The 26,367-nt window shown below is 31.4% G+C and carries 24 protein-coding genes; 19 read left to right on the top strand and 5 right to left on the bottom strand.

Going from position 1 to position 26,367, the window contains the following annotated elements; all coding sequences use genetic code 11:
- Positions 1-2: 2 nt before the first annotated feature.
- From BR66_RS0104730 to BR66_RS0104660, 13 genes are all read left to right on the top strand, one after another.
- Positions 3-1,265: a nitrogenase component 1 gene (locus BR66_RS0104730; protein WP_026881881.1), complete on the top strand. Its 1,263-nt coding sequence runs from the start codon at positions 3-5 to the stop codon at positions 1,263-1,265.
- Positions 1,266-1,339: 74 nt separating this feature from the next.
- Positions 1,340-2,806 carry a nitrogenase component 1 gene (locus tag BR66_RS0104725; protein ID WP_026881880.1) on the top strand — a complete coding sequence of 489 codons (1,467 nt, stop codon included), beginning with the start codon at positions 1,340-1,342 and terminating at the stop codon, positions 2,804-2,806.
- On the top strand, positions 2,806-4,104 hold the full coding sequence (locus BR66_RS0104720; protein WP_026881879.1) for a nitrogenase component 1: 1,299 nt from the start codon (positions 2,806-2,808) through the stop codon (positions 4,102-4,104). The genes BR66_RS0104725 and BR66_RS0104720 overlap by 1 nt, the downstream gene beginning before the upstream one ends.
- A 17-nt stretch (positions 4,105-4,121) precedes the next feature.
- On the top strand, positions 4,122-5,018 hold the full coding sequence (locus tag BR66_RS0104715; RefSeq protein ID WP_051624102.1) for a radical SAM protein: 897 nt from the start codon (positions 4,122-4,124) through the stop codon (positions 5,016-5,018).
- A gap of 193 nt (positions 5,019-5,211) precedes the next feature.
- On the top strand, positions 5,212-5,382 hold the full coding sequence (locus BR66_RS25090) for a YezD family protein (protein ID WP_084156338.1): 171 nt from the start codon (positions 5,212-5,214) through the stop codon (positions 5,380-5,382).
- A gap of 244 nt (positions 5,383-5,626) precedes the next feature.
- Positions 5,627-5,947 (top strand): cupin domain-containing protein, encoded by a 321-nt coding sequence (locus BR66_RS0104705; RefSeq protein WP_026881877.1) that lies wholly within the window; start codon positions 5,627-5,629, stop codon positions 5,945-5,947.
- 175 nt (positions 5,948-6,122) lie between these two features.
- Positions 6,123-6,662 carry an HTH domain-containing protein gene (locus tag BR66_RS23120; RefSeq protein ID WP_051624101.1) on the top strand — a complete coding sequence of 180 codons (540 nt, stop codon included), beginning with the start codon at positions 6,123-6,125 and terminating at the stop codon, positions 6,660-6,662.
- Positions 6,663-6,782: 120 nt separating this feature from the next.
- Complete coding sequence (locus BR66_RS0104695) at positions 6,783-8,990, top strand: DNA topoisomerase III (protein WP_026881876.1); 2,208 nt, start codon at positions 6,783-6,785, stop codon at positions 8,988-8,990.
- 401 nt (positions 8,991-9,391) lie between these two features.
- Positions 9,392-10,069 carry a response regulator transcription factor gene (locus BR66_RS0104680; protein ID WP_026881875.1) on the top strand — a complete coding sequence of 226 codons (678 nt, stop codon included), beginning with the start codon at positions 9,392-9,394 and terminating at the stop codon, positions 10,067-10,069.
- The gene (locus BR66_RS0104675; RefSeq protein ID WP_026881874.1) at positions 10,066-11,436 is read left to right on the top strand and encodes a HAMP domain-containing sensor histidine kinase; all 1,371 of its coding nucleotides are present in this window, start codon (positions 10,066-10,068) and stop codon (positions 11,434-11,436) included. The genes BR66_RS0104680 and BR66_RS0104675 overlap by 4 nt, the downstream gene beginning before the upstream one ends.
- Positions 11,437-11,615: 179 nt before the next feature.
- Positions 11,616-12,587, top strand: coding sequence for a glycosyltransferase family 2 protein (locus BR66_RS0104670; RefSeq protein ID WP_026881873.1), 972 nt, complete (start codon positions 11,616-11,618; stop codon positions 12,585-12,587).
- Between the two features lie 209 nt (positions 12,588-12,796).
- On the top strand, positions 12,797-13,831 hold the full coding sequence (locus tag BR66_RS0104665; RefSeq protein WP_026881872.1) for an FIST signal transduction protein: 1,035 nt from the start codon (positions 12,797-12,799) through the stop codon (positions 13,829-13,831).
- Positions 13,832-13,852: 21 nt separating this feature from the next.
- On the top strand, positions 13,853-14,818 hold the full coding sequence (locus BR66_RS0104660; RefSeq protein ID WP_026881871.1) for a methyl-accepting chemotaxis protein: 966 nt from the start codon (positions 13,853-13,855) through the stop codon (positions 14,816-14,818).
- A gap of 121 nt (positions 14,819-14,939) precedes the next feature.
- Here the strand turns inward: BR66_RS0104660 and BR66_RS0104655 are convergent, their stop codons facing one another.
- Together BR66_RS0104655 and BR66_RS0104650 are read right to left on the bottom strand one after the other, a co-directional pair.
- Entirely contained in the window at positions 14,940-16,712 is a 1,773-nt protein-coding gene (locus tag BR66_RS0104655) for a helicase-related protein (RefSeq protein ID WP_026881870.1), read from the bottom strand.
- Positions 16,713-16,718: 6 nt separating this feature from the next.
- Entirely contained in the window at positions 16,719-19,406 is a 2,688-nt protein-coding gene (locus tag BR66_RS0104650; RefSeq protein ID WP_026881869.1) for a sigma-54-dependent transcriptional regulator, read from the bottom strand.
- Between the two features lie 290 nt (positions 19,407-19,696).
- On the opposite strand from BR66_RS0104650, the gene BR66_RS0104645 reads away from it, so the two are divergent.
- The 6 genes from BR66_RS0104645 (at position 19,697) to BR66_RS0104620 (ending at position 24,278) form a co-directional block, all read left to right on the top strand.
- Positions 19,697-20,017 carry a PTS lactose/cellobiose transporter subunit IIA gene (locus BR66_RS0104645; protein WP_026881868.1) on the top strand — a complete coding sequence of 107 codons (321 nt, stop codon included), beginning with the start codon at positions 19,697-19,699 and terminating at the stop codon, positions 20,015-20,017.
- A gap of 250 nt (positions 20,018-20,267) precedes the next feature.
- Entirely contained in the window at positions 20,268-20,597 is a 330-nt protein-coding gene (locus BR66_RS0104640) for a PTS lactose/cellobiose transporter subunit IIA (RefSeq protein WP_026881867.1), read from the top strand.
- A 12-nt stretch (positions 20,598-20,609) separates the two neighbouring features.
- Positions 20,610-20,918, top strand: coding sequence for a PTS sugar transporter subunit IIB (locus BR66_RS0104635; RefSeq protein WP_026881866.1), 309 nt, complete (start codon positions 20,610-20,612; stop codon positions 20,916-20,918).
- A 39-nt stretch (positions 20,919-20,957) separates the two neighbouring features.
- Positions 20,958-22,358 (top strand): glycoside hydrolase family 1 protein, encoded by a 1,401-nt coding sequence (locus BR66_RS0104630; RefSeq protein WP_026881865.1) that lies wholly within the window; start codon positions 20,958-20,960, stop codon positions 22,356-22,358.
- A 140-nt stretch (positions 22,359-22,498) separates the two neighbouring features.
- The gene (locus tag BR66_RS0104625) at positions 22,499-23,881 is read left to right on the top strand and encodes a PTS sugar transporter subunit IIC (RefSeq protein ID WP_026881864.1); all 1,383 of its coding nucleotides are present in this window, start codon (positions 22,499-22,501) and stop codon (positions 23,879-23,881) included.
- 112 nt (positions 23,882-23,993) lie between these two features.
- Positions 23,994-24,278 (top strand): hypothetical protein, encoded by a 285-nt coding sequence (locus tag BR66_RS0104620; RefSeq protein WP_026881863.1) that lies wholly within the window; start codon positions 23,994-23,996, stop codon positions 24,276-24,278.
- An 89-nt stretch (positions 24,279-24,367) separates the two neighbouring features.
- Here the strand turns inward: BR66_RS0104620 and aroQ are convergent, their stop codons facing one another.
- The 3 genes from aroQ to aroE form a co-directional block, all read right to left on the bottom strand.
- Positions 24,368-24,802, bottom strand: a complete 435-nt coding sequence (gene aroQ / locus BR66_RS0104615; protein ID WP_026881862.1) for a type II 3-dehydroquinate dehydratase — start codon at positions 24,800-24,802, stop codon at positions 24,368-24,370.
- 12 nt (positions 24,803-24,814) lie between these two features.
- On the bottom strand, positions 24,815-25,309 hold the full coding sequence (locus BR66_RS0104610) for a shikimate kinase (protein ID WP_026881861.1): 495 nt from the start codon (positions 25,307-25,309) through the stop codon (positions 24,815-24,817).
- A 240-nt stretch (positions 25,310-25,549) separates the two neighbouring features.
- Positions 25,550-26,362 carry a shikimate dehydrogenase gene (gene aroE, locus BR66_RS0104605; RefSeq protein WP_026881860.1) on the bottom strand — a complete coding sequence of 271 codons (813 nt, stop codon included), beginning with the start codon at positions 26,360-26,362 and terminating at the stop codon, positions 25,550-25,552.
- Between the last annotated feature and the right edge of the window lie 5 nt (positions 26,363-26,367).

Genomic DNA, 26,367 nt, shown 5'->3' with positions numbered 1-26,367 from the left:
AGATGGGTAGATGTATTGAGAATCCAAGAACATCTTGTGCACTAGGAGGAGCTTTAGGGGTAGCATCAGGTATAGAAAGAGTAATTCCTATTTTCCATGCAGGACCTGGTTGTGGACTTCAGGTGTCAATTGGTCAGAAAACTGGATATATAGGTGGAATAGGATGCCCAAGTACAAATATGTTTGAAAAAGAAGTAGTATTTGGAGGAACACAGAGACTTAGAGAAACAATTGAGGGATCTTTAGAAGTTATGGATGGAGATTTATATGTTGTTTTAACAGGATGTACTTCCGGAATCATAGGGGATGATGTTGAAAGCATTGTTAATGAATTTAAAAGAAAAGGGGTTCCTATATTAAATGTTGAAACATCAGGGTTTAAGGGCGACACATATTATGGATATGAGGCTACTTTGGAGGCTATAGTAAATGATGTAGTAAAAGAGGCTCCCAAGGAAGAAAAAACAGTGAATCTTTTTGGAATAGTGCCTCATCAAGATGCTTTCTGGCAAGGCAATTTTGAGGAAATAATACGAATACTAAATAAGTTAGGGCTTAGTGTAAATACATTTTTTACAGAACATCAAGGTATTGAAACTGTAAAAAAATCTTCAGCTGCTGCTCTTAACATTATTTTATCACCTTGGTTATTAAAGAAATTTTCTGCTATTTATAAAGAAAAGCTTGGAGTGGATACATTTAGGTATTCAGGTCTTCCTATAGGGCCAACAGCAACTTCTAATTTTATTAGAGAATTATCACAAAAGTTGAATTTAGATAGAGATTTTGTTGAAAAGGTAATTGAGGAAGAAGAAGATTATGTTTACAGCCATTTTGAAAAAAACATAGGTGTAGTTTCAAATTATAGATTTATCATTGTAGGTGACGCAAATACTGTAATAGGAATAACAAAGTTTTTGGTTAATGATTATAGTCAAGTACCTTTACTTGCAGTTATAACAGATGATATTCCTAAAGTTTATCACGAGAAAATAGAAAATGAAGTTAAAAATTTGGAATATGGTAGAAAACCTAAGGTGATTTTTGAAATAGATAAATGGAAAATAGGTGAACTTGTAAGAGAGTATGAAGATGAAGCTACTCTTCTTATGGGAAGTAGCTTTGAAAAGGAAATAGGTGATGAACTAGATATATTTACAACCCTAGTAAGTAGTCCAATAACAGGATCCTTTATTATCAATAAGGGATATGCAGGGTACAGAGGATGTTTAACATTTCTTGAGGACTTATACAATAATAATTAAGAAAGGTCAGCCATTATACAAAATCACCAAGAGAAATCACTGAGAATGTTTAAAATATAGAGGAGGAATTTTTAATGGCAATCAATATAGATATACCTGATGTTGGAACAAGGGAAAGTAGGCTAGGATCTATTACTGGCTATAATGGTGATCTTCACGATTTAGTGAATAAATCCCAGTGTGGAGGATTAAAAAATCGAGATAGATGTTTCAGTCAGTCAAGTAGTTGTAATGCAGGATGTGCATTAGGGCAGCTTTCAGGGATAAGAGACATAGCAATAATAAATCATGCTCCATCAGGATGTTCAGCCATAGCACCAGACGTAAATGTAGCAAATGCACAACTTTCTGCAAAAAGAGGAGTAACTAATAGCACTGTTTTTATAGGGACAGATATGAATGAAAAGGATACAGTTTTTGGAGCTACAAAAAGTCTTAGAGATATAGTAATCGAAACATATAAAAGGTATAAACCTAAGGCAGTATTTATAGGAACATCTTGCGTTACTGGTATTATAGGTGAAGATGTGGACAGTGTTGTGGAGGAATTAAAGAAGGAACTCCCAATCCCAATAGCAGCAGTACATTGTGAAGGATTCAGGTCTAGAATATGGGCTTCTGGATTTGATGAATGTGATCATGCTGTTCTTTCAACTATTGTAAAACCAGCTAAAACTAAAAGAAATGTTATAAATTTTAAAAACTTCTTTGAGAGTGCGAGAGAAGAAATAATTGATATATTTAAAAATTTTGATGTTGAGCCTTTCTTTTTATATCAAAACTCAACTGTAGAAGAGCTTTCAAGACTTTCAGAATCACTGGCTACTGTATGCATATGTGGAACACTTGGAACATATCTAGGTAATGGTTTAGAAGAAAAATTTGGAGTACCTTACGTAAGAACAATAAATCCACTAGGAATAGCCGGTTTTGAAACTTGGCTTAGGGAGATTGGAAATGTAATAAATAAAGGGACAGAAGTTGAAGATTATATAGCAAGAGAAAGGGAAATATATATACCTCAAATTGACGCTATAAAAAAAGAACTAAAAGGTCTTAGAGCAGTACTTGGTATGGGACCAGGATATACCTTTGAGGTATCAAGAGTTCTTCAGGAGCTTGGGGTTGAAGTTGTGTGGGCAGCGGCATGGCATTACGATAAAAAATATGATAATGGAAAAGTTCCACCAGCACTAGATTATTTATTAGAAAATTCACCAAATAACTTTAAATTAAGCATAGCTGATCAACAAAATTTTGAAATACTTAATATACTTAATAAATATAAACCTGATATATATTTTTCAAGACATCCAGGAACTACAGTGTGGGCAATAAAACAGGGAATACCAGCTTTGTTCGTTGCTGATGAATATATGATTTTTGGTTATAAAGGTACCCTAAGTTTTGCTCGCACCCTTCTAGATACACTAAAAAATAGAAGTTTTGAGAAAAATCTTGCGGCAAGATCGAAACTTCCATACACAGATTGGTGGTACAAACAAGAGAATGGTAAGTTCTTAAGAGAGGAGCGTAAATAATGGCTAAAATATTAGATCAACCAAGATATAAGTGTGCTATGACAGCAATGCAGACAGTTCAGTCAATTACTAGAGCTATACCAATTTTACATTCTGGACCTGGTTGTGCACAAAAATTAAATGGTAGCGTAGGAAGTTCAGGATATTTTTCACCACATATATTTCCATGCACAAATATTAGTGAAAAAGAGGTTGTATTTGGAGGAGAAAAAAGGCTAAAAGAAACTATTGAAAATTCACTTAAGGTAATTGATGCGGATTTATATGTAGTATTAACTAGTTGTACGTCTGAAATTATAGGTGATGATGCTTTTGAAGTGGTACGTTCTTTTAAAGATGCAGATAAGCCAGTAATATATGCATCGACACCAGGGTTTAAGGGTAACAACTACACTGGACATGACTGGGTAGTTAAAGCAATCATTGATCAATATTTAAAACCTTCGGAGGAAAAAATCACAGGACTAGTAAATATATGGTCAGGTCCTCCTATGCATGATCCATTTTGGCTTGGGAACCTAAGAGCACTAGAAAAACTTGTTGAAGAGCTTGGATTAATTCCTAATACAATATTTGGTCAAGGTAGAGGACTAAAAAATATAGATAAAATCCCAAAAGCAGATTTTAATCTATTAGTATCACCTTGGGTAGGACTTGAAAATGTTAAGCTTCTAGAAGAAAAATTTGGAACACCATATTTGCATTATCCTACTATTCCAATAGGTGCATTCGAAACAAGCAAATTTTTAAGATCAGTAGCTGAATTCGCAGAGATAGACAAGGGGAAAGTACAAAAAATTATAGACAAACATGAAGAAGAATATTACTACTATATTGAACGTTTTGCAGATGTTTTCCTAGAAACACGTGTAATGTCAAAGAGATTTGTAGTCGTATCAGATGCACAATATACACTTGCGGTTACAAACTTTTTAGTAAATGATTTAGGGCTTTTTCCATCGAAGCAGTATATAACAGATGACACGCCTAATGAGTACAGAGATTGGATTAGCAATCAATTTAAAACTTTGAGCTATGATATAGAGGCAGAAGTTGAGTTTGCTACCGATGGTTATTTAATTCATGAAGAAATCAAAAATACAGATTTTTATGGTTATCCGCTTATTTTAGGAAGCTCATGGGAAAAGCAAGTCGCTAAAGAAACCAATGCTCACTATCTTACAATTTCCTGGCCTATAATTGAGCGACTAGTCATAAATGGGACGTATGTAGGATATGATGGGGGACTTAAACTTTTAGAAGATATTTATTCAGTAGTATTAACCAGATTTAATTAGGGAAAGGAGGAAATATTATGCAAAATACAATCAAACGGGATAAAAGTGAAAAATTCACAAAGTTATCAAATATACATCCATGCTTAGGTGGAGAAGCTCATACGAAATTTGGAAGAGTTCATCTTCCTGTAAGTCCTACATGTAACATACAGTGCAAGTTTTGTAAAAGAGAGTGCAATAGTAATGAAGACAGACCAGGGGTAGCTAATGGAATTTTACTTCCTAAAGATGCGGTTAAAACAGTGAAAAGAGCATTAGAACTTTGCCCTGAAATAACTGTGGTGGGAATAGCAGGCCCTGGAGATACTTTAGCAACTGGGTTTGCTATAGAAACTTTTAAGCTTGTAAATAAAGCATATCCAGATCTAATATTATGCCTCAGTACAAATGGACTTCTTCTTGAAAAATATGCCCAGGAGTTATTTGAAGCTGGGGTGAGTACTATAACTGTTACCGTTAATGCAGTGGATCCCAAAATACAAAGTCAAATAATATCAAATATAATATTAGACGGAAAGGCATATTATGGGGAAGAAGCAGCGAAGATTCTTATTGATGCCCAACTTAGAGGCATAAAAAAAATAAGCGATCTAGGAGTATTAGTAAAGGTAAATACAGTATTAGTACCTGGAATTAACGATAAACATATAGAGGAAACAGCAAGAACCGTTAAGGAGGCAGGAGCTACGCTATATAATATTATACCTCTTATACCTCAACATGATCTTAGTTATGTAACAGCACCAACCTGTGAGCAGCTTGATAATGCAAGAATAGAGGCAGAAAAATATTTAGAAGTATTTAGGCATTGTAAACATTGCCGTGCAGATGCGTGTGGGATACCAGGAAAAAAAGATCTTTCTAGTCTTTTGTATGGAACTAGAAGTGATCTTGAAACTTTTTCACATGGTTGATAATAAATTTTCGTAAATTATAAATATAATAAATTACTTGGAATTATGTCTTGTATATTGACATATTAATATGTATAAAGTAAAATATATTTAACAAATAGGATTAGTATGATTAATTATTGATAACTTATAAATCATTGTTTTGTGTACGGACCCCATAGTGAACAGATCATTTTAATTGAGGAGGTTAGATATGGTTGAGGATATAAACAGAGATTACAAAAGGAAGGAAACTGTTTCAAAATGTGATATAGAAAAAATATTACAAATAGCAAAGACCATAAAATATGGCTCAATAACATTGGTCATTCAAGATGGCGTCCTTATCCAAATTGAAACTAGTGAAAAAATAAGACTCAAGTAGAAAAATTAATGTGAACCTATCCGTATTAAATATAAAAAAATATATAATGAAACTTACTCCCATAGACTTTTCCTAAAAGATAAACTGAAATAGTTTGATCTTTGTTTGGTTAAATCTAAGTGGAGTTTTTTTGCATTAAGGCATCTAAAATCCTAAGGCATTTGAATTTTCTTTCATAGGTATAAGTGAAAATTGAGGAGAAATGAGTTAAAATATAATTATTAAAATAAAAGGGGCTGTAACTATGATAGTTAAAAAAAGTGATGCTAAGATTGTAAGTGGACCCGAAGGGTTTGAACGAATATTTTTTGCTGGTGGGGGAAAACTTATGTCTACTCAGGTTAACATGAAAAAGGGGATAGTTGGTCCAAGCCATTCTCATCCACACGAGCAAGTAAATTATATTTTATCTGGAAGCCTAGAAGTGACTATAGCTGGTGAGAAGAATGTGATAGAGGCTGGTGATTCCTATTATGTTGAACCGAATGTAGAGCATGGAGCTGTAGCAATTGAGGATACTGTGATGTTTGAGACTTTTACACCAGTAAGAGAAGATCTTCTTTAAGTGACAAGACAATGAAAAATCCGTGTGAGGATATGTTCTCCACGGATTTTAGGGTTTAGGATAATACTATTAATGGGATAATCGAGATACTATTATTATTAGCCAAAATTAAAATATTATACATATAAACACGTAGTTTTAGAAATATATATAATTATTAAGTAGATAGAGCAGTATGGAAAGTAGAGAACTCTATTTATTAGTAAAAATTCAATTGAGTGTGAGAGGTAAGGTAAAATATATGATAAAAGATTTGTTTAGAGAAAAGCTACAAACTATAGTTGGGGATTATAAAATCACACTGAAAACCTTGAGCCAAGTAACTGGAATAAATTATGTTTGGCTGACAGACTATATAAATGGGAAAGGTAATTATAATGATTTGTCAGTTCCAGATCGTTCATCTCTGTGGGATATGCTTATGATGCTATCAGATGGAGTACCAGCAGTAAAGGAAGATAATAGAATTAAAGCTGTAATCCGAGTATTAGTAGCTAAGCTTGAAATTAGCCATGAAACTTTAGCAATCTATGCAGGAATTGAAATAGAAGATGTGCAAAATTTTATGGAAAACCCCGATTCTGTTTCATATGAAAAAAAATATAAACTAGCAACTGTAGCTCTATTTTTGCATTATTTATTTAAGAAAACAAAAGATTTTTCAATAGAGGAAAATGATAAGTGGAAGGTAATGCCTGAAAAAAACAACCTATAACAAAACTGGTTTTAGCTTGAAACGTGTAATTTGCCTTAGTCTGGGTGAAGTTATAACACATATGTTATAATCTATGTATAAGTATAAAGAGATGAGGCAAAGAGAAAGGAGCAAAATATTATGACTAAATCAGTTATACTGGCAGAAAAACCTTCCGTTGGAAGAGATATTGCCAGAGTTTTAAAATGCAGTAAAAAAGGAATGGGATATATAGAAGGGGATAAATATATTGTTACTTGGGCATTAGGACATCTTGTAACTTTAGCAAGTCCAGAAGTTTATGATGAAAAATATAAGGCGTGGAAGATGGAAGACTTACCTATGCTTCCAAAAACTTTAAAGCTTGAGGTTATAAAGCAGAGTGGTAAGCAGTATAAAGCAGTTAGGGAACAAATGATTAGAAAAGATGTTAATGAAATTATAATAGCAACAGATGCAGGACGTGAAGGTGAACTTGTTGCTAGATGGATTATTGAGAAGGCACATATAAACAAGCCATTAAAAAGATTGTGGATATCTTCCGTTACGGATAATGCAATTTTAGAAGGTTTTAAAAAACTTAAAAATGGGAAAGACTATGAAAACCTGTTTGCAGCGGCAGAAGCGCGCTCAGAAGCAGACTGGTTCGTTGGGTTAAATGTTACAAGAGCATTAACATGTAAATATAATGCACAGCTTTCAGCAGGAAGAGTTCAAACCCCAACACTAGCTTTGATTGTGGAAAGAGAAGAAGAGATAAAAAGATTTATACCAAAAGATTATTATACTGTTTCAGGGAAGGCAAATGGAATTAACCTTCAATGGCAGAAAAAAGATGGAAAAATAAGTACTTTTGAAGAACAAGAGGCAAAGAATATAGTTACTAAAGTTACTGGGAAAAAAGGCGAAATTGTAGATGTACATGAAAGTGATAAAAAAACTTATGCACCAGGGCTTTATGATCTAACAGAGCTACAAAGGGACGGAAATAGGATGTTCGGATTTTCGCCTAAAGAAACTCTTTCCATAATGCAAAGATTATATGAGAGTCATAAACTTTTAACTTATCCAAGAACTGATTCAAAGTTCATTCCTAGGGACGTTGTTGCAACTCTACCTGTAAGATTAAAGGCAATATCAATAGGTCAGTATTCTAGGTATGCTAGTGAAATACTTAGAGGTACGATAAAGACAAGTAAAAGTTTTGTTGATGATAGTAAAGTAACAGATCATCATGCAATAATTCCTACAGAGCAGAGAGTTAGTTTGTCAACTCTTAGCAGCGAGGAATTAAAGATTTATGATTTGGTTATAAAAAGATTTTTAAGTGTTATGCTACCACCTTTTGAGTTTGTGCAAACAACGGTAAAAGTCGACGTCAATGGTGAAAGCTTTATAGCCAAAGGTAAGGTTGTAAAAGCCAAGGGATGGAAAGCTGTTTATGATAGGCAAGAAAATTTTGAGGATAGTCATCATGATCATAATGAAGATGTTAAGGAACAAATGCTGCCAAAGGTTAATAAAGGAGATAGCATAAGCTTTTCTTCAGTTGACATACATAAAGCACAGACAAAACCACCAGCAAGATTTAATGAAGCCACATTACTATCTGCCATGGAAAATCCACAAAAATATATTAAATTAAAAAGTGAATATGCAAAAACTCTTGGAGAAACAGGTGGACTTGGAACTGTTGCTACGAGAGCAGATATAATAGAAAAATTATATAAAACTTTTTATATAGAAAAAAAAGGTAATGATGTACATCCAACATCTAAGGGAAAGCAGGTTATAGAACTTGTGCCAGAAGATCTGAAATCTCCAATACTTACAGCTAAGTGGGAAAAAGATCTTGATGCCATAAGTAAAGGAACTCTAAATAATAAAACATTTATAGGGAATATGAAGGAATATGCAATAAAACTTGTGGATGATGTAAAAGGAAGTAAAGACAAATTTAAGCACGATAATTTAACTGGTACCAAATGCCCTACTTGTGGGAAATATATGCTTGAAGTTAGTGGAAAAAACGGTAAAATGCTTGTATGTCAGGATAGAGATTGTGGTTATAGGGAAAACTTAAGTAAAGTAACTAATGCTAGATGCCCAGAGTGTAAAAAAAGATTAGAGCTTAGGGGACATGGCGATGGTAAAATTTATGTATGCCCTGGAGCTAATTGCAATTTTAGAGAAAAAGAATCTCAATTTAGAAAGAGATTTGATAATGCAGGTAAAGTAGATAAAAGAGATGTTCAAAAGTATATGAAAAAGATGAAAAATGAATCGGAAAATTTTAATGATAATCCTTTTGCAGCGCTTTTAGGGAATATGAAATTTGATGATAAATAATAGATGTAGTAATTGGAGGCCATAATGATTTTTAAGGATGAAAACTTTAAAGCAAAATTACTTATGTCTGTAATATTTTCTACTGTGCTATTTTTAACCATATTTATATGTGGAAAAATTACAAAGACTATGTAAGGCACGTGGAGTAATAACGAGTGAAAGCAAGATGATACTAATCACCTTGCTTTCACTCGTTATTAGTTAAATAATACGAATAAAATTTTTTGAGCTAATGGCTAAGGTATTCATGGTAAAATGTAAAGCGGTAATTAGGAGACTAGTTTACTAAACTTTGGATTTTTCACATATTTTTCACACGATTAATTTACAATATATTAAAAAAATTGTGATAGAATATTCAGTAGGCACAATGAGTGATAATTTTAGTAGAGGTGATAAAGTTGACGAAAAAAATATATCTGGTTGAGGATGAGAAAAGTTTGAATTTGTTACTTCAAAAATATCTAGAAAAAGAAGGTTATGAAGTAATTACTTTTTCAGATGGAAATTCCGCGAAAGATAAAATAAAAGATATGCCAGATCTTTGGGTATTGGATATAATGCTTCCTGGGATAGATGGATACGAACTTATTAAATATATTAAACAGAACAATAAGGATACTCCTGTAATATTTATGTCTGCTAGAAATGAAGAATTAGATAGGGTTGTTGGACTTGAACTTGGAAGTGATGACTATTTGTCAAAACCGTTTTTACCAAGGGAACTGGTTATAAGAACTAATAAACTTATAGAGAGAATTTATGGTGAAAATAAAGAAGGAGAGAATAAAGACATAAAAATAGGGGAATATCTTATTAATAAAAATCAAAGAATGGTTTTCTTTAAAGGAGATGAAGTACAACTTACTAATAAGGAATTTGAGTTATTAAATTATCTTGCAGAAAATAGAAATAATTTAATATCAAGAGAGCAAATTTTGATTAAGGTTTGGGGAGATGACTATTTTGGATCTGACAGAGTGGTGGATGATACAATACGGCGACTGAGAAAGAAAGTAAATAAATTAATCATAGAAACTGTATACGGATATGGGTATAAATTGGTGATTAGAATATGAAGATGTTAAAAAAAAATTCACTAATGATGAGAATATGGATGACATTTACAATTATGATTCTAGTAATAGTATGTTGTATTTCACTAATATATATATTTGCCTTTCGCGCATTAGAAGAAAGTTCAAAAATGCAGGATCTCAAGACATTTCATGAAACTTTGCAAAAAAGCGGTAATTTGAATCATGCCTTAGGGTTTAATAACTTAAGGAGTTTAAGGCAAAGCCAAAATTTCACAGTGAATATCAATGGAGCTGAAACTAAAATTGAAGATGTGAATAAACCACAGGGGATGCCACCATCACCAGATAATGGAGATAGAAAATGGATGGCCCAGTTTGTGAATAGAGCTAGAAGTTCAGAAATGGAATTTACTGAATATCACAATAATATGAAGCTTTTATTTGTAATAAGTGAAATAAAAACTAAAGATGCTGGAAAATCATATTTAATAACCTACATGCCAGATCTTGTGGATAATAGCATATTATATTATGTTGTTATTATAGGTATTATTTTTATAATTATAGGATTTTTCACAGCAAAATTAGTTGCAGGATATATATCAAAACCATTGAAAGAACTTGAGGATTATACAAAGAGAATAGCAAATAAGGATTGGAAAGAACCAATTAAGGTTAAAAATAATGATGAGATTGGAAGTCTTGCTAATTCCATGAACATTATGCAAAAAGAACTTATGCATGCAGAGGAAAATGAAAAGATGTTTCTTCAAAGTATATCTCATGATTTGAAAACGCCGGTTATGGTTATTATGAGTCATGCACAGGCTATTATTGATGGCATATACATAGATTCCGTTGAAAAAACAGCGCAGATTATAAAGACTGAATCAGAAAGTCTTGATAAGAAGATTAAACAAATGTTGTATTTAAATACACTTGACTATGTGCTTGAAAATAACATTGAAAATGAAAATATAAAATTACAAGAGGTTATTAATAATATGGTGGATAGATTTGAAATGATTAACAGCGATATAAACTGGGAGCTTAGCATTAACAGTGGAGATGTGTTTGGAAATAAGGAAAAAATAATGGTTTCCATTGAAAATGTATTGGATAATGCACTTAGGTATGCAAAAGAAAAAATATGTGTAACGCTAAAAAGAAAAGATGAATTTACTGTGCTTGAAATTTATAATGATGGGGATAATATTGACAATAAAAATATAAATCGAATATTTGATAATTTATATAAAGATAAGACTGGAAACTTTGGACTAGGACTTGCTATTTCAAAAAAAATAATTGATTATTATCATGGAGAAATTAAAGCTATAAATAGAAAAAAAGGTGTGAGTTTTATAATCAAATATCCCATTAAACCATACGAAAGCAATCAATAATAAAAATTGATTGCTTTTTTTTATTTAATTCACATAGATTTCACATAACTTTTCCATATTGTAACTGTAATTATTATTTATAATTATTTTAAGCAGAGAGATTGGTATATTAGAAAATATAATGCTAGTATGCCAATATCATATAGTAATTAAGATCTATAAAGGAAGGTGAATATGCAATGAATAATAAAATAATATATAGTATTGTAGTTCCTTTGTATAATGAAGAACTTGTGATTATGGAAAGTTACAGAAGGCTAGAAAATGTTATGAACAAAACAGGAGAAGAATATGAAATTATATTTGTAAATGATGGAAGTATGGATAGTACAAGAAAAAAAGTTGAGCTTATATGTGAAAAAGATACGCGAATAAAACTTGTAAATTTTTCTAGGAATTTTGGACATCAGGCAGCGATAACCGCAGGAATGGATGTGTCCATGGGAAGCGCTATTGTGGTAATAGATGGGGATTTACAGGATCCACCAGAGACTATTATTAAAATGATAGAAAAATGGAAACAAGGGTATGAAGTGGTTTATGGTAGGAGATCTAAACGACAAGGGGAAAGCTTCTTAAAAAAGTTAACTGCCAAAACTTACTATAGACTATTAAAAAGTATGACAAGTATTGATATGCCTGTAGATGTTGGTGATTTTAGACTTATAGATAAAAAAGTATGTGATGCTTTAGCCTCATTGCCAGAAAAAAACAGGTATATAAGAGGGCTTGTAAGTTGGGTTGGATATAAGCAGACCTATGTAGAATTCATAAGGCAGGAGAGGTTTGCAGGTGAAACAAAATATCCACTTAGCAAGATGGTAAAACTGGCATTGGATGGTATAACCTCACTTACATATAAACCACTTACGTTTGTAAATTACATTGGAAGTTTTTGTTTAGTTGGAGGATTGGCTTCATCTATAGTAATAATTGCAAAACATCTATCAAATAAGCTTAGCATTTTGAGTTTAGGGTTGATTTTATCAATTGTTATTATTATGTTTGGCTTGTTATTCATAAGTCTTGGAGTAATGGGGCAATACATAGGTAGAATTTTTGACGAAGCAAAGGATAGACCTATGTATATAGTTGATAATATTGTAAACTTTAGAAAACCTAATGCTAAATATGAATCTGGACCTAAATAATATTGTTACATTTTTATATAAATATGTTGCAAAATCACATTGGTATATATATAATTAAGAAATAAGAGCAACAATTAAATAATATGATTTTAGGAGTGTTCAAATTATGTGTAGAATTATTCACGTTAACATATAATATGGAACACTTTTTTTACTAAAAGGCAAACGTATACACTAATGTAACATAATAAGTAATGGAGGATGAGTTTATGAGGGCTATAAGTTTTTCTAATGTTCAGGAAGCCATTAAATACACTGAGAATGAAAAGAACAAAAGTTTTATACTACTTTCAAGTGATGAGAAGGTTAAGGAACTGTCATTAGGTGTATCAGAAAAGGTGGTATTATGTTCTACTGCAGGAGAGTATACATCAAGTGGATATAAAAACGGCGTTATATCAGGTTTTGAATATGAAACTGATATGGCAAAAACTGTTGAAATATTGTCTCCACCAATTAAAAGCATAGCGAGTTTAAAATCTGAATATCATGAGATAGAAAACAATAAAAATGCATTTATCTTATTATTTTGTGATGGACTAAATGGAATGGAAGAAACAATAATTACTACATTATATTTTGTGAAAGATGATTTTAAGATTATAGGGGGAAGTGCAGGGGATAATCTTAAATTTAAAGAAACGTACATATATATTGGCAAAAAGAGAGTTAGTAGTGTTGCACTATTTTTTAATACAAAACAAAGAACTCATATAACCAAGGAAAATATATATATACCATCCGGAAAAAGATTGTTAATTACAGAGGCTGATACAATTAATAGAATCGTAAAAAGTTTTAATAATAAACCTGCAAGTACTGAATATGCAAGAGTTCTCGGGGTGAAAGAATCTGAACTTGAAAAATATTTTATGAATAATCCATTAGGTAAAATTTATAAAGATGATATATTTATAGCGTCACCTATGAAAATAAATGAGGATAAGTCAATAACTTTTTATTGTCAACTACTTTCAAATACTTTTGTGCAAGTTTTAGAGCCAATAGACCCACTGCAACAACTTAGAACAACAGTAAGCAAGCTTCCATTTAAACCAAATTTTGTTTTTGTAATAAATTGTATTTTAAGAAGTCTTAAATTTGAAAAGGAAAACATGTGGAAGCAAGTAGATAATGAAATACTTAAAATATGTAATAATAACACAACTGGATTCATTAGTTATGGTGAACAATTTTATAAAATGCATGCAAATCAAACAATGGTAATGCTTATAGTAGAGTAATTTATAAGAGGGGGAAGTAGCATGTTTAATGATAAAAAATTAAAATCAGAAAAAAAGATAGTAACTGAAGAAGACAATATAAGAGATAGAAAAAAAGAAAAATGTTTTCTTTACATACATGAGATAGTTGAATTAAATGGGCAAATTGATAAAAATATAAAAAAATTATTGAACGAAGAAGGCACAATGACTTATGGTCTTAATGAGCTACTTGATGGTGTTGAATACACTACGGAGCAGACAGAAAAGGTAAATAGATTTTTAGGAGTATTAGGTTCAAATAGCGAAAAAGCAAATGCCCAGGTAGATGGTGTATTCACAAGCTTAAATGATTCATTAAAACAAATTGAGAATGGTAAAAAAGATTTTTCCAATTTAATTGGTCAGATAAATGAAGTATCAAATGTATTTGAGGAATTTTTTAAATTATTTAAGGAAATACAAGATCATTATAATAGTATAGAAAGTTTTGCAGGGGTAATTACTGGTATAGCAAGTAAAACTAACTTGCTTTCACTTAATGCTGCTATAGAGGCGGCTAGAGCTGGAGAAGCAGGCAAAGGCTTTGCTGTAGTTGCTAACGAAATAAAAAAATTATCTACTGTTACTCAGAAAAATACTAAAGATATTATGGAAGCTTTAAAAAAGATGACTTCAACTATAAATCTATTGAATTCCAAATCTAACCAAGGTAATGAAGTTGTAGCTAAAACCATGGACCTTGTTAATAAAACTGAAACAATATTAGATAGTATAGCTTATGCTGAGACAGAAGTTAGAAAACATGTAGAAATCGTTAAAGATTCTCAAAATGAAAATATGATAGGGATTAATGAAATTTCATCGAATTTAACAAATCTTGTTAATAAATCAAAAAATGAAAACGAGCAATTTGAGGAATTAATTATGAGTATTCAGAAAAAAGCAGATAATTACATTTATATATTAAATAACTTAAACCAAATTAGAATATTAGAAGATGAATGAAGGTTGTTTAAAATAATAAGTTCCACAGGCTCTGGAATTATTCAATATAATAGGGGTAGTTGATAGATTCAAACAAATCTACTACTCCTATTTTTAACTATACCAGTGCTAGTTATTGCTACTAACTGGTACTAAAGGAGGAGGTTCTTAGGAGATTATTAATTTTTTCACTTACATTAATTCTTTCATCATATACAAAATCTTTATCAAAATCTAAATTGAAAGCCTTTGAGAAAGAGTAGTAGAGATTTATTTTTTGGTAGTGAATTTCATATTGACTTAGATTTTCGATGTTACAACTAGGTTTAGAAATAGTATTTTTTTTAGCCACAAACAGTTCGTCAATATAATTTAGAAACCAATTTAGCATAGCTGTATTTGATACATCAAAAGGTATACTTAAAAGTCTCCATTGGATTTTTTCTTCTAATTTATAATTTTTTATATAATCTAGTATTATTAAATATTCGTTTATGTCCATTTTCCTATAGTATGGTGTTTTTTCTGGTTTGGTGCTCCAAAGTGCTAGCTTCTCTCTGAGAGATAGTTCTTTTATTTTTAAAATTTCATCACTGGGTCCAACAACCGCCTGCTCTAGTTCTTTATCTTTTGCTTTTATATTTTCACTTATGAAATTTTGAACATTGTTAAAGGTGGCAATGTAACCAACATTATAAATACCACGTCTACCGGCCCTACCAGCAATTTGTTTTACTTCACTAGATTTTAGATATCTCACTTCATATCCATCAAATTTTTTGATATCCATAAATATAATCCTTTTTATAGGAAGATTTACACCCATGCCAATAGCATCTGTGGTTATTAATATTTTAGTTTCTTTAGATGTAAACTCTTCATATTGTTTTTTTCTCACCTCGGGAGGAAGATCTCCATATATTATGCTTGCTTTAATTCCAATGCTAGAGTAATAAGCGGCTAGATTCAGTACGTTTTTTCTAGAAAAAGTTACAAGTGCATCACCTTCAGTGGCGCTACTATAGGAAAAGGTTTTATAATCAATTTCAAGAGGTACACTACGTTTGTATTCTTTGATTTCGTATTGGTCACCGCAATCTGCTAGTATATCTATGAGCAGTTTCTTTGAGTTAAGAGCACCACAAACATGAATTTCAGTACATTTTAAACCTAAAAGAGCTTTTGTCCATGCAGAGCCCCTTTGATCATCATCTATCATTTGGATTTCATCTATTACTGCTAAATCATAATACTTTCTTAAATCCAATTTTTCTATGGTGCAAGATGTATGATTAGCTCCATGGACTATTATCTCTTCTTCACCAGTAAGTAAATTGCATTTAATACCCTCATTGTTTAGTTTCTCAAAGTTTTCAAGAGCAAGAATCCTTAGTGGAGAAAGATAAATTCCATTTGAAGCTGATTTTAGCTTTTCAATAGCATTGTAAGTTTTTCCAGTATTAGTTTCGCCTAAATGTAAAATAAATTTTCTATCTAAACTTCGTGCTACTTTATATTCATTCTTGGGGTTTGATGGAAAGACCTTATTAAACTTATTAGATATAATATCTGGAATGTATTTTACAATTAATACATTTATAATACCTAACTCTAAATAGCTGTCATAGTTGTTTTCAATTATATTTTTAAAAACGAACTTAGTATTATTTTGAGTATTATAATTTTCTAGTAATCTATTAGAAATAAAATTTAAAAGGCTTGTATAATCAGCATAAACTTGATCATAATCTTTTAAGTTTGAATTTTCAAATTCTCTTAAAAGCTTAAGCTTTTTCCTTACAGCGGATTCATGTTCCCAAAGAGCACTGGGTTTTGTATGTTTAGCAATTTCAGTAGCTTGATTAAGTTGATTTTTTATTTTTCTAAAATTACGTTCTACCGCAGAAGTTTTCATTAAGATTTACACCTCCAATGATTCGTAATCAGGGTGAGAGAAAAATTTCATAATATAGCATATTTCATTATCAGAAATATTAATAAAGTATTTGTTATATATATATATTAAGTTCTCTTTTATAATTTCATATAAGGTTAAGTTTTCATTTATATACTGTGTTTTATCTGGATATTCAACAGTACTATCACCACTTTTTATACGGCTAATGGCAAATGCCATATGAAGGCTTAGACCAATAAGAGTCTCGTCATCTAGTTTAATACTTATACCAGCCTCAGCACTATTAATGAATTCAGTTATATCTTCGTATAACTCATCACCATCAATATTGTCAATATTTTCTTTAATAATTGAAGGCATCTTTAATATAACTGTTCTTGAATCAACTATTGATTGTATTTCTTCCATAACCTTCATACTTATTACATCATAAATATTATACTGTTTTATTTCTGATTTTATAGGGAATGAAGTTACTATAAATAAAATATCTTGCTCATTTTGTATTTTCATTAGTTGATCAGCAAAAAAAGTTTTATCTAAACAGTTTAAGGGGATAATTTCAAATTCATCTTTATCATAATTCAAATTATTGTTTAAAAAGCTTTTTACAGCTAGTGCACCACCTTCACCAGTAAGGCATGCAGTTATCATGCATATTTTAGGTTTATCCATATTTTCATCTTTTAGCTTTTTATTTACGTACACATATGAATTTACTAATTCTAAATCCCTATAGATCTCATCAAGAGAAAAACCTAGAAGAGCCTTTCTGGTAGCTTCAATTACATGTAAGGTTGAAGTTAATGGGAAAACTTGAACAGGAATTTTAAATTCTTGTTCAATAATTTCACCAAAGGTTGTTAGTGAACCCATATCTACAAGAAGGATATAACCGCTTGTTGTATAATTTTCTTTTACTGTTTTCCTTAGTTCTTCTAATATTATAGAAGGCTTAACTTCAATAGGAGAGTTAATCCCTATAACAAAATTTTCACCAAGAAGTTCGTTGGCTACATCAGCCATGGATGTAGCTGTGGATTTACCATGAGCAATTAATATTACATTAACTTTATCGATACCCTTTTGTGAATATTTATCATCATTAAGTAAAAATAGTGTTAAATAACCAGCTTCATCATCGGGAATAGATATATGTACATATTCCTCAATGCTAGTTTTAGCCTCAAGTGCTATTTTATATTCTACAGGATAAAGCTGTTTTATTTTACTAAGCTGAGGATTAACAATATTTTTATTGTTGTATACTCTTATAATTAATGTGTTAATATGAAGTGCTATGGCAGTGTATACATTATTGTTTAGATTTCTTTTCAATGAAGTAACTATTTCATAAACTATTTTATCTATGAAGTTTAGTATATCCTCACCAAGTATATTTAATAGATTTTTTCTATTTATATCTTCTGAAACACCACTGATATATTTCTCGAAATATTTTGTTATATCTTTTTCTAAAATATTTTCTATATCGATATCTGGTATGCCTTTGTATTTTAATTTTTCGATTTTTTGTTCCATAATATCATATATATTGGTGTTTTCAATTTTTGTTGCTCCCTGGTTATTGTCATCTTTACTAGAAAATTTGAAGAATTCAACTTCTTCACTAACAAGTTTATTCCATAATATTCTATGCTCTTTTTCTTTATATAAACCCTCTCTTATATAGCTTGGAATGCTGTGACTATTTATTCTTACATCTGATTTGATTTTCGTTAAAAATTCCGAATAGGCTTTTGCACAAACAAGCTGGACATCACTTTTTAATTGGCCAATATTATTAGGACAATCATAGGAGAGAAAGGCCCTCATAGTATTTAATGATACTAGAATGTCCATATTAAGTTTTTCACTTTCGTGTTTGAAAAAACTTTTTATTAAGTAAAGCCTTTCTTCCAGGGTTCGCTCACCAAGTGTAGGAAGAGTTATACACATTGGTATTCTTCTAGTAAATGTTTTCAAAAGTGCGGAATTTGGATTTTCTGTTGTAGCTGATATTATTAGAACATCAGATTTTCTCGATGTGTCATCACCCATTCTCCTAAATAAACCTGTATCAAGAAATACAAAAAGAGCTTCTTGACCTTCAGGAGGTAACCGGTGAACTTCGTCCAAAAATAATATTCCACCATTTGCTTTTTCTATTAGGCCAACTTTATCACTATCGGCACCAGTATAAGTACCTTTTTTTACACCGAATAATTGAGAAGTAAGAAGTTGAGGATTATTTGTATAGTCAGCACAATTAAATATGATGAAAGGTGAATCAGCTGATTTTATTCCCATTTCTACGGCATAATCATACATTAATGAAGCAAACATTGATTTACCCACTCCGGTATTACCAAGTATTAGGCAATTCATACCTTTAGGTGGATATAACACGGCTGCTTTTACTTGTTCAACGGCTTGTTTTAGGCTTATATTATCATTTACAAGTTCATCCAATTTCGATTTATGAATTTTAGTGATTTCAGTGTTTGAAATAAAAAATTTAACTGGTCTTCCAAAAGTCTTGAAAACTTTTCCTTCTTTGCAAAGATTATTAAGTTCGTGGCTAACATTAGATCTACTTATGTTTAAAATTGCGGACAAACTTTGAGCGTCAATACCGCTTTCATCAGTTATTTCTAATAGTTTATTATATATTAGTTCATTTCTGTTCATTAATTGACCTCCTCATATGATAGCCTAATAATTACATTATATAATATAAAAAATAATAATTCTACATAATATATAAAATGTGTTTGGACACTATAGCATTATCACGAAACACTAGCTATAAATATGAAACACTATAGATATTAACATAAAGAGGTATAAAATATAACGTTATAGCTGGAAAATAGTGTTTTGGCATGAATATTGCTATATACATTAGTGTAAAACAAAATTTGAATTTGTTATGACTGGAGGACAGGAAAATGGATGTAGAAGAAACAGTTGAGAAAGAAATGAGTATAGAAGAAACCATAATGTACATTATCATCTATTCTGGAGAAGCTAAAGGCTATTTGTATGAAGCACTTAGTAAATCAAAAGAAGGAAAGTATGATGAGATAGATGAACTAATCGAGAAAGCAAATGAATCAATAGGGAAAGCTCATGATATACAAACATCAATGTTACAAAAAGAAGCCAGTGGGGAGCCAATAGATGTTACTATATTGTTTGTTCATTCACAGGATCATTTGATGACAACTATATCGGAAAAAAACTTAATCTTGGAAATAATTGAACTAAGAAGGCTTATTAATCCTTTGCTAGGTATATAGATAAATATATAAAGTGAGGATGAATTATGAAATATGAAATAGTTATATCGTATATTTGTTCTATGTGTTTGAACACTAGTAAATTCCATTCAAAACACTATGTAAAATACTTAAACACTATATGATAGTGTATAAATATAGCGATTATTATTATTAATACAAGATATGATAGTGTTTTGGCATGGTAATTGCTTGTATATAGATATAAAGTAAAAATAAGATATATATGTTATATAAAGGAGGAATGCAGATGGATATAGAACAAATAGTAATGGATATAATTATTTATTCTGGTGAGGCGAAGGGATATTTGTATGAAGCTCTTAGCAATGTAAAAAAGGGACAATATGATGAAATAGAAGTTTTAATTGAGAAGGCAAATGAAGCAATAGGAAAAGCACATGATATTCAAACTAAACTGCTACAACAAGAAGCTAGTGGTGAACCATTAACAGTTACTATATTATTTGTGCATTCACAAGACCATCTTATGACAACGATATCAGAAAGAAACTTGATACTTGAAATGATTGAACTAAGAAAAGCTATAAATCCGTTACTAAATAAATTGATTAATTAAGGAGGAAGTTCAATGACTAGAATTTTATTATTTTGTAATGCAGGTATGTCAACGAGTATGTTAGTTTCAAAAATGAGAAAAGAGGCTGCAAGTAAAAGCATTGAAGCTACTATTAATGCATATCCAGAAGCACAGATGTCTAAATATATAGGTGAGGCTGATGTAGTATTATTGGGACCTCAAATTAGATACGTATTACCAAAGGCAAAGATTTTATGCGAGAAGAATTCTGTACCAATAGAAATGATAAATAGCGCAGATTATGGAATGATGAATGGTGCTAAAGTATTGCAGCAAGCATTAAAACTAGCTAGCAAATAACCAAAACATAAATTAACTAATGTGAAGAGGAGGTTCTATATGAAATTTCCAAAAGATTTTTTCTTCGGCGCAGCGTCTGCATCATATCAAGTAGAGGGTGCATGGAACGAAGATGGGAAAGGTGTTACTAATTGGGATGTATTTTCAAAAATCCCGGGTAAAACTTTCGAAGGTACTAATGGTGATGTTGCTATAGATCATTATCACAGATATAAGGAAGACATAAAGCTTATGGCAGAAATGGGACTAGATTCCTATAGATTTTCTATTTCATGGGCAAGGATAATACCTGATGGCCATGGAGAGGTAAATGAAAAAGGAATTGAATTCTACAACAACCTAATCGATGAATGCTTAAAATATGGCATTGTTCCTTTTGCAACATTATACCATTGGGATATGCCACAAATTTTAGAAGAGGAAGGAGGTTGGTTAAATAAGAATACAATTGATGCTTTTGTAAAATATGCTAAAGTATGTTTTGAAGCATTTGGGGACAGGGTTAAACATTGGATTACATTTAATGAAACAATCGTATTTTGTGGTCATGGATATCTAGAAGGATCACATCCACCAGGAATAAAAAATGATCCTAAAAAATATTTCATGGCAACACACAACGTGGTAACTGCTCATGCTAGGTCCGTTGAGACTTATAAAAAGTTAAGACAATTTGGCGAGATAGGAATTACTCATGTATTTTCACCAGCATTCCCAGTAGATAACAAGGAAGAAAACGTATTCGCTGCTTACCATGCAAATCAGTATGAAATAGCATGGTATTATGATCCAGTACTGAAAGGCACTTATCCTGAATATGTGGTGAAACAACTTAAAGAGCAAGGAATAGTTCCTGATTGGACTGATGAAGAACTAGCTGTAATAAAATCGGCTGCTCCTAAAAATGACTTTATAGGTTTGAACTATTATCAGCCTAGAAGAGTTATTAAAAACAATGATGTTGGAGAAAGTTCTAAGCAAATTAGAGATGGAGCTCCTGGAAGTGCATCTTTCGATGGTGTATATAGGACAGTTACTATGCCTGATAAGAATTATACAAAATGGGGCTGGGAAATAGCACCTGATGCATTTTTAGAAGGAGTAAGATCATTAAAGTCAGATTATGGTGATATTAAACTTTATGTTACCGAAAATGGCTTAGGTGATGCAGACCCAATAATAGAAGGCGAAGATGTAGATGTTGCTAGAATAAAATTCATAGAAACACATTTAAAAGCAATTAAGAAAGCAATTTCAGAAGGAATTAATCTAAAAGGATATTATGCATGGTCTGCAATTGATTTATTAAGTTGGCTAAATGGATATAAAAAACAATATGGCTTCATCTATGTGGATCAAAAGGATAACCTAAAAAGAAAGAAAAAGCTCTCATTCTATTGGTACAAGAAGATTATTGAAGAGAGAGGCGAAAACATTTAACTTTGTAGGAAGGATTACTCAATGTGAATTTCGCAATAATAGATATATTTCACGAAATATAGAGATCCTTTTTTCAATCAGTTAATGTATGTCTTAAGGTTTTTAGGCAAATAAACATATATTTAAGGGGGAATTATAAAATGAGTAGTAAAGTTGATGCGTTTCAAGAGAAAATATTGCCACCAGTGATGAAATTTGCTAATTCTAAAGTTATCATGGCAATTTCACAGGGATTTATGATGACTATGCCATTTACGTTAATTGGTTCCATTTTCCTATTAATTGCCAATTTTCCAATACCAGCATGGAGTACTTGGATGACAAACATATTTGGTGCAGGCTGGGCAGCTCCACTAAGTCAAGTTTCAGATGCAACTTTTAATATATTGGCTATTATAGCTGTATATGGAATAGCTTCGCAATATGCAAAAAATGAAGGATGTGACTCACTTTCAGCAGGAATGCTTGGAATTGTAACCTTCCTAATTGTTTCACCTTCTTACCTAGCAGTTGCCGTTGGTGATAAAGTAGGCGGAGTTGTAATGAAACATGCTGATAAACTCGGAAATGCTATTCCTACTGGATGGACTGGTGGAAAAGGCATGATCGCAGCTATTTTAGTTGGGTTATTTGTAGGATATGTTTTCACATGGTTTATTAAGAGAGATATAAGAGTTAAGATGCCGGACAGTGTACCAGAAGGTGTTGCAAATGCATTTTCTACACTTATACCTGCTGCTGTACTTATGACAGCTGGAGCATTAGTTTATATCCTATTCAGTGTTGTTTCTGGAGGTACTTTCATTGAATGGGTTTACAAAGTACTAGAAATCCCTATGCAAGGTATTACAGATTCACTTGGTGGAGCAATTGCTATACCATTCGTAATTTCTTTCTTCTGGTGGTTTGGTGTTCATGGTGCAGTTCTTGTTGGTGGTGTTATGGGTGCAATATACCAGGCAAATGATCTTGGAAATCAAGATGTTGTTAAAACTGGTGCAAAACTCGTTGCTTCAGGTGCAGGAAAAAATGCTCACATAATTGCTCAACAATTCCAAGATAATTTTCTTACCATGGGTGGTTCAGGTATAACTTTAGGACTTGTTTTAGCAATGTTCTTATTCGCTAAGTCAAAACGTCTAAAAACATTAGGTAATTTGGCATTAGTTCCAGGTTTATTTAATATAAATGAACCAGTGCTCTTCGGTTTTGCCATAGTACTTAATCCGTTTATGTTTGTACCATTTATAATAGTTCCAATAATTTCTGGTTTACTTACCTACTTTGCAATATATAGTGGTTTAGTACCATGTTTCACAGCAGTACAGGCAATATGGACTACTCCACCAATAATATCAGGACTTATAGTTGCAGGTTGGAGAGGTGCAGTACTTCAGATTGTTATAATTGTAATCGCAACAGCAATATACTTACCGTTCTTTAGAATTCAAGATGCTGTGTATGCTAAAGAAGAACGTGAAGGTGAATTAGCTATTGAAAGTGATGATAATTTAGAAGTTTAAAAGAGTATAATTTAGCTTTGAAACAATTTTCCTAAAATAATGTAACGCACATGGATTGATGAAAATCAGATCTATGTGCGCTTCATTAGTTAAAAATTTTGGAGGTGCAAAAGTGAAAACATTTAAACTAAAAGTTACAGGTACAGGAAATGATGATTTTAACATTGAATACAATTATTCAACAAATTTTGGCTTTAATTTTGATATTTGTAAATATGAAGGTAGTGAGCAGGAGAGATATGATAAGTTTCTTGTTGATTTAAAAACCAATGGTGAATCTGGACCAGTTAATATAAAAGTTAATATGACCACTCAAAATACTGGGAGAGGTTTTAAGAAAAATGATATTTTAGAAATTAAAGATGTTAAGGACTTTATTGAAAGACTGGCACGATGATATAGCAGTTATTAGGTTATAGTTAACAAACTAAGGAAGACTTTTCTGCTGGCGCAGAAAAGTCTTCCTTAGTTTGCCACTTGCCACATTTAACTATTAACTGCTTCTATCAGTGCCATCATAGCCATTATATAACCATAAAAACCAAAACCACAAAGTTGGCCTTTACAGGCTGGAGCTGTTACAGATTTTCTTCTGAATTCTTCTCGCTTATGTATGTTACTTATATGTACTTCAATTATATCGATGTCTACAGACAGCAGTGCATCGTAAATAGCAATGCTGTAATGGGTATAGGCACCAGGGTTTATGATAATACCGTCATATTTACCGTAAGAGCCTTGTATAAAGTTAATTATCTCACCTTCAATATTGCTTTGAACAATATCTACGTCAACCTGTAACTTTTCAGCCTCTTGTTTTATATAATTGCAAAGATAATTATAATCTTTAGATCCATAAATAGTTTTTTCTCTAATGCCCAAAAAATTAATATTCGGTCCATTAATAACTAATAGTTTCATAAAACATCACTCCTACTTTAAAATCAAATTACTAATCTGATCGCAGACTAGATTAATATCTTTGTCATTAATAATTTCATAATCACAATATTTCTTATACAAAGGGTATCTTTCTTGGTATAGTTCGTATATTTTTTCTTTACCATTTTTTAATAGTGGTCGGCTTTCAGTATCTATGTCAGCGATGATATCATTTAGTGGTCGGCTTATAAATATTATCAAACCATGGTCTCTTAGCATTTCCATATTATGAGGTGATTTAATAGTGCCACCACCAGTGGAGATTATAACTTTATTATAAGATGATATAATTCCTATAGCTTTTGTTTCTATAGCTCGGAAGTATTCTTCCCCAGTTATAAATAGTTCAGAAATACTCCTACTTTCAGTTTTCTCTATAAATTGATCAACATCATATAATTTTAAGCCTAACAATTTTGACAGTAGTTCACCTATAGTGCTTTTACCAGAACCAGGCATTCCTATTAATACAATATTTTTGTCCATTTCAAATCCATCCTTTAAAGGCATGCAGCAAAATAGACCAGAATAATCACTAGCTATTTTTTTAGCACTCCTAAATGATTATAATAATAAGGCATTATCAAAGAAATAACAATTCAGTATTCTGGTATATTTTGTGGTATGCTTCGTCAGCATTACCATTACATAGCCCGCACTATGCGCAGGTAATGCCTCCTCGCCTGCCGCAAAATATCCTCAGAATCTTTGACTTGTTATTTCTTTTCAGAATGATGTTTTTAAATCATGAAATATGTCATCAATTACAGCATCATCCACATGAATTTCATTCCATAATTCTTCTGAATAGATTGCCTGACTAACAAGCATATATAATCCATTAATAGCCTTTAACCCATTTTTTTTAGCAATTTTTAAAAATAAAGATTCGTAAGGATTGTATATTAAATCTATTGCTACAGAAAAATTTATCAAGCAGTTTTCACTTACAGGACAGTTGCTAGTATTAGGATACATTCCTACAGGTGTACAGTTTACTATTAAATGAGCATTGCTAACTTCTTCAAGTTCTTTATAGTCTATTATTTCAACGTCTTTAAAGCTTTTAGCAGCGCGATAAGTATCTCTAGTAACCAAAAATATTTTTTTAGCATTACTATCAATCATATATTGAATTACAGCTTTTGCAGCACCACCAGCACCAAGTACAACCACTGTCTTATCCTTGATTTCAATAGCATTTTTATTTAGCATTCTAGCAAAACCAAAATAATCCGTATTATAACCTACTATTTTGTTTTTGGAGAAACAAATTGTATTTATTGCTCCGATTTTTTCTGCCTCTTTTGAAATTTCATCCAAAAAGCTTATGGAATCCACTTTATAAGGAATAGTAACGTTTAGACCTTCAATTCCAGCATCTCTAAGCTCATAAAATCTGGTTTTAAGTTCTGATTTTTCAATTTCAAAAAGTTTATAATCAGAATCCATATTCAATTTTTTAAATAGATTTAGATGTATCCTTGGGGAAATGCTATGACCAAGCTTTTCTCCAATAAGTCCATATAAATGTGACATTTAAT

Source organism: Clostridium akagii DSM 12554 (assembly GCF_000686725.1).
Taxonomy (GTDB): Bacteria; Bacillota; Clostridia; order Clostridiales; family Clostridiaceae; genus Clostridium_I; species Clostridium_I akagii.
This window is presented reverse-complemented; position numbering and strand designations above follow the sequence as displayed.

Excerpts from the sequence above, each read along its gene's own strand:
- BR66_RS0104730 (WP_026881881.1), top strand. The coding sequence starts at position 3 with ATGGGTAGATGTATTGAGAATCCAAGAACATCTTGTGCACTAGGAGGA.
- BR66_RS0104725 (WP_026881880.1), top strand. The coding sequence starts at position 1,340 with ATGGCAATCAATATAGATATACCTGATGTTGGAACAAGGGAAAGTAGG.
- BR66_RS0104720 (WP_026881879.1), top strand. The coding sequence starts at position 2,806 with ATGGCTAAAATATTAGATCAACCAAGATATAAGTGTGCTATGACAGCA.
- BR66_RS0104715 (WP_051624102.1), top strand. The coding sequence starts at position 4,122 with ATGCAAAATACAATCAAACGGGATAAAAGTGAAAAATTCACAAAGTTA.
- BR66_RS25090 (WP_084156338.1), top strand. The coding sequence starts at position 5,212 with ATGGTTGAGGATATAAACAGAGATTACAAAAGGAAGGAAACTGTTTCA.
- BR66_RS0104705 (WP_026881877.1), top strand. The coding sequence starts at position 5,627 with ATGATAGTTAAAAAAAGTGATGCTAAGATTGTAAGTGGACCCGAAGGG.
- BR66_RS23120 (WP_051624101.1), top strand. The coding sequence starts at position 6,123 with ATGGAAAGTAGAGAACTCTATTTATTAGTAAAAATTCAATTGAGTGTG.
- BR66_RS0104695 (WP_026881876.1), top strand. The coding sequence starts at position 6,783 with ATGACTAAATCAGTTATACTGGCAGAAAAACCTTCCGTTGGAAGAGAT.
- BR66_RS0104675 (WP_026881874.1), top strand. The coding sequence starts at position 10,066 with ATGAAGATGTTAAAAAAAAATTCACTAATGATGAGAATATGGATGACA.
- BR66_RS0104670 (WP_026881873.1), top strand. The coding sequence starts at position 11,616 with ATGAATAATAAAATAATATATAGTATTGTAGTTCCTTTGTATAATGAA.
- BR66_RS0104665 (WP_026881872.1), top strand. The coding sequence starts at position 12,797 with ATGAGGGCTATAAGTTTTTCTAATGTTCAGGAAGCCATTAAATACACT.
- BR66_RS0104660 (WP_026881871.1), top strand. The coding sequence starts at position 13,853 with ATGTTTAATGATAAAAAATTAAAATCAGAAAAAAAGATAGTAACTGAA.
- BR66_RS0104655 (WP_026881870.1), bottom strand. The coding sequence starts at position 16,712 with ATGAAAACTTCTGCGGTAGAACGTAATTTTAGAAAAATAAAAAATCAA.
- BR66_RS0104650 (WP_026881869.1), bottom strand. The coding sequence starts at position 19,406 with ATGAACAGAAATGAACTAATATATAATAAACTATTAGAAATAACTGAT.
- BR66_RS0104645 (WP_026881868.1), top strand. The coding sequence starts at position 19,697 with ATGAGTATAGAAGAAACCATAATGTACATTATCATCTATTCTGGAGAA.
- BR66_RS0104640 (WP_026881867.1), top strand. The coding sequence starts at position 20,268 with ATGGATATAGAACAAATAGTAATGGATATAATTATTTATTCTGGTGAG.
- BR66_RS0104635 (WP_026881866.1), top strand. The coding sequence starts at position 20,610 with ATGACTAGAATTTTATTATTTTGTAATGCAGGTATGTCAACGAGTATG.
- BR66_RS0104630 (WP_026881865.1), top strand. The coding sequence starts at position 20,958 with ATGAAATTTCCAAAAGATTTTTTCTTCGGCGCAGCGTCTGCATCATAT.
- BR66_RS0104625 (WP_026881864.1), top strand. The coding sequence starts at position 22,499 with ATGAGTAGTAAAGTTGATGCGTTTCAAGAGAAAATATTGCCACCAGTG.
- aroQ (WP_026881862.1), bottom strand. The coding sequence starts at position 24,802 with ATGAAACTATTAGTTATTAATGGACCGAATATTAATTTTTTGGGCATT.
- BR66_RS0104610 (WP_026881861.1), bottom strand. The coding sequence starts at position 25,309 with ATGGACAAAAATATTGTATTAATAGGAATGCCTGGTTCTGGTAAAAGC.
- aroE (WP_026881860.1), bottom strand. The coding sequence starts at position 26,362 with ATGTCACATTTATATGGACTTATTGGAGAAAAGCTTGGTCATAGCATT.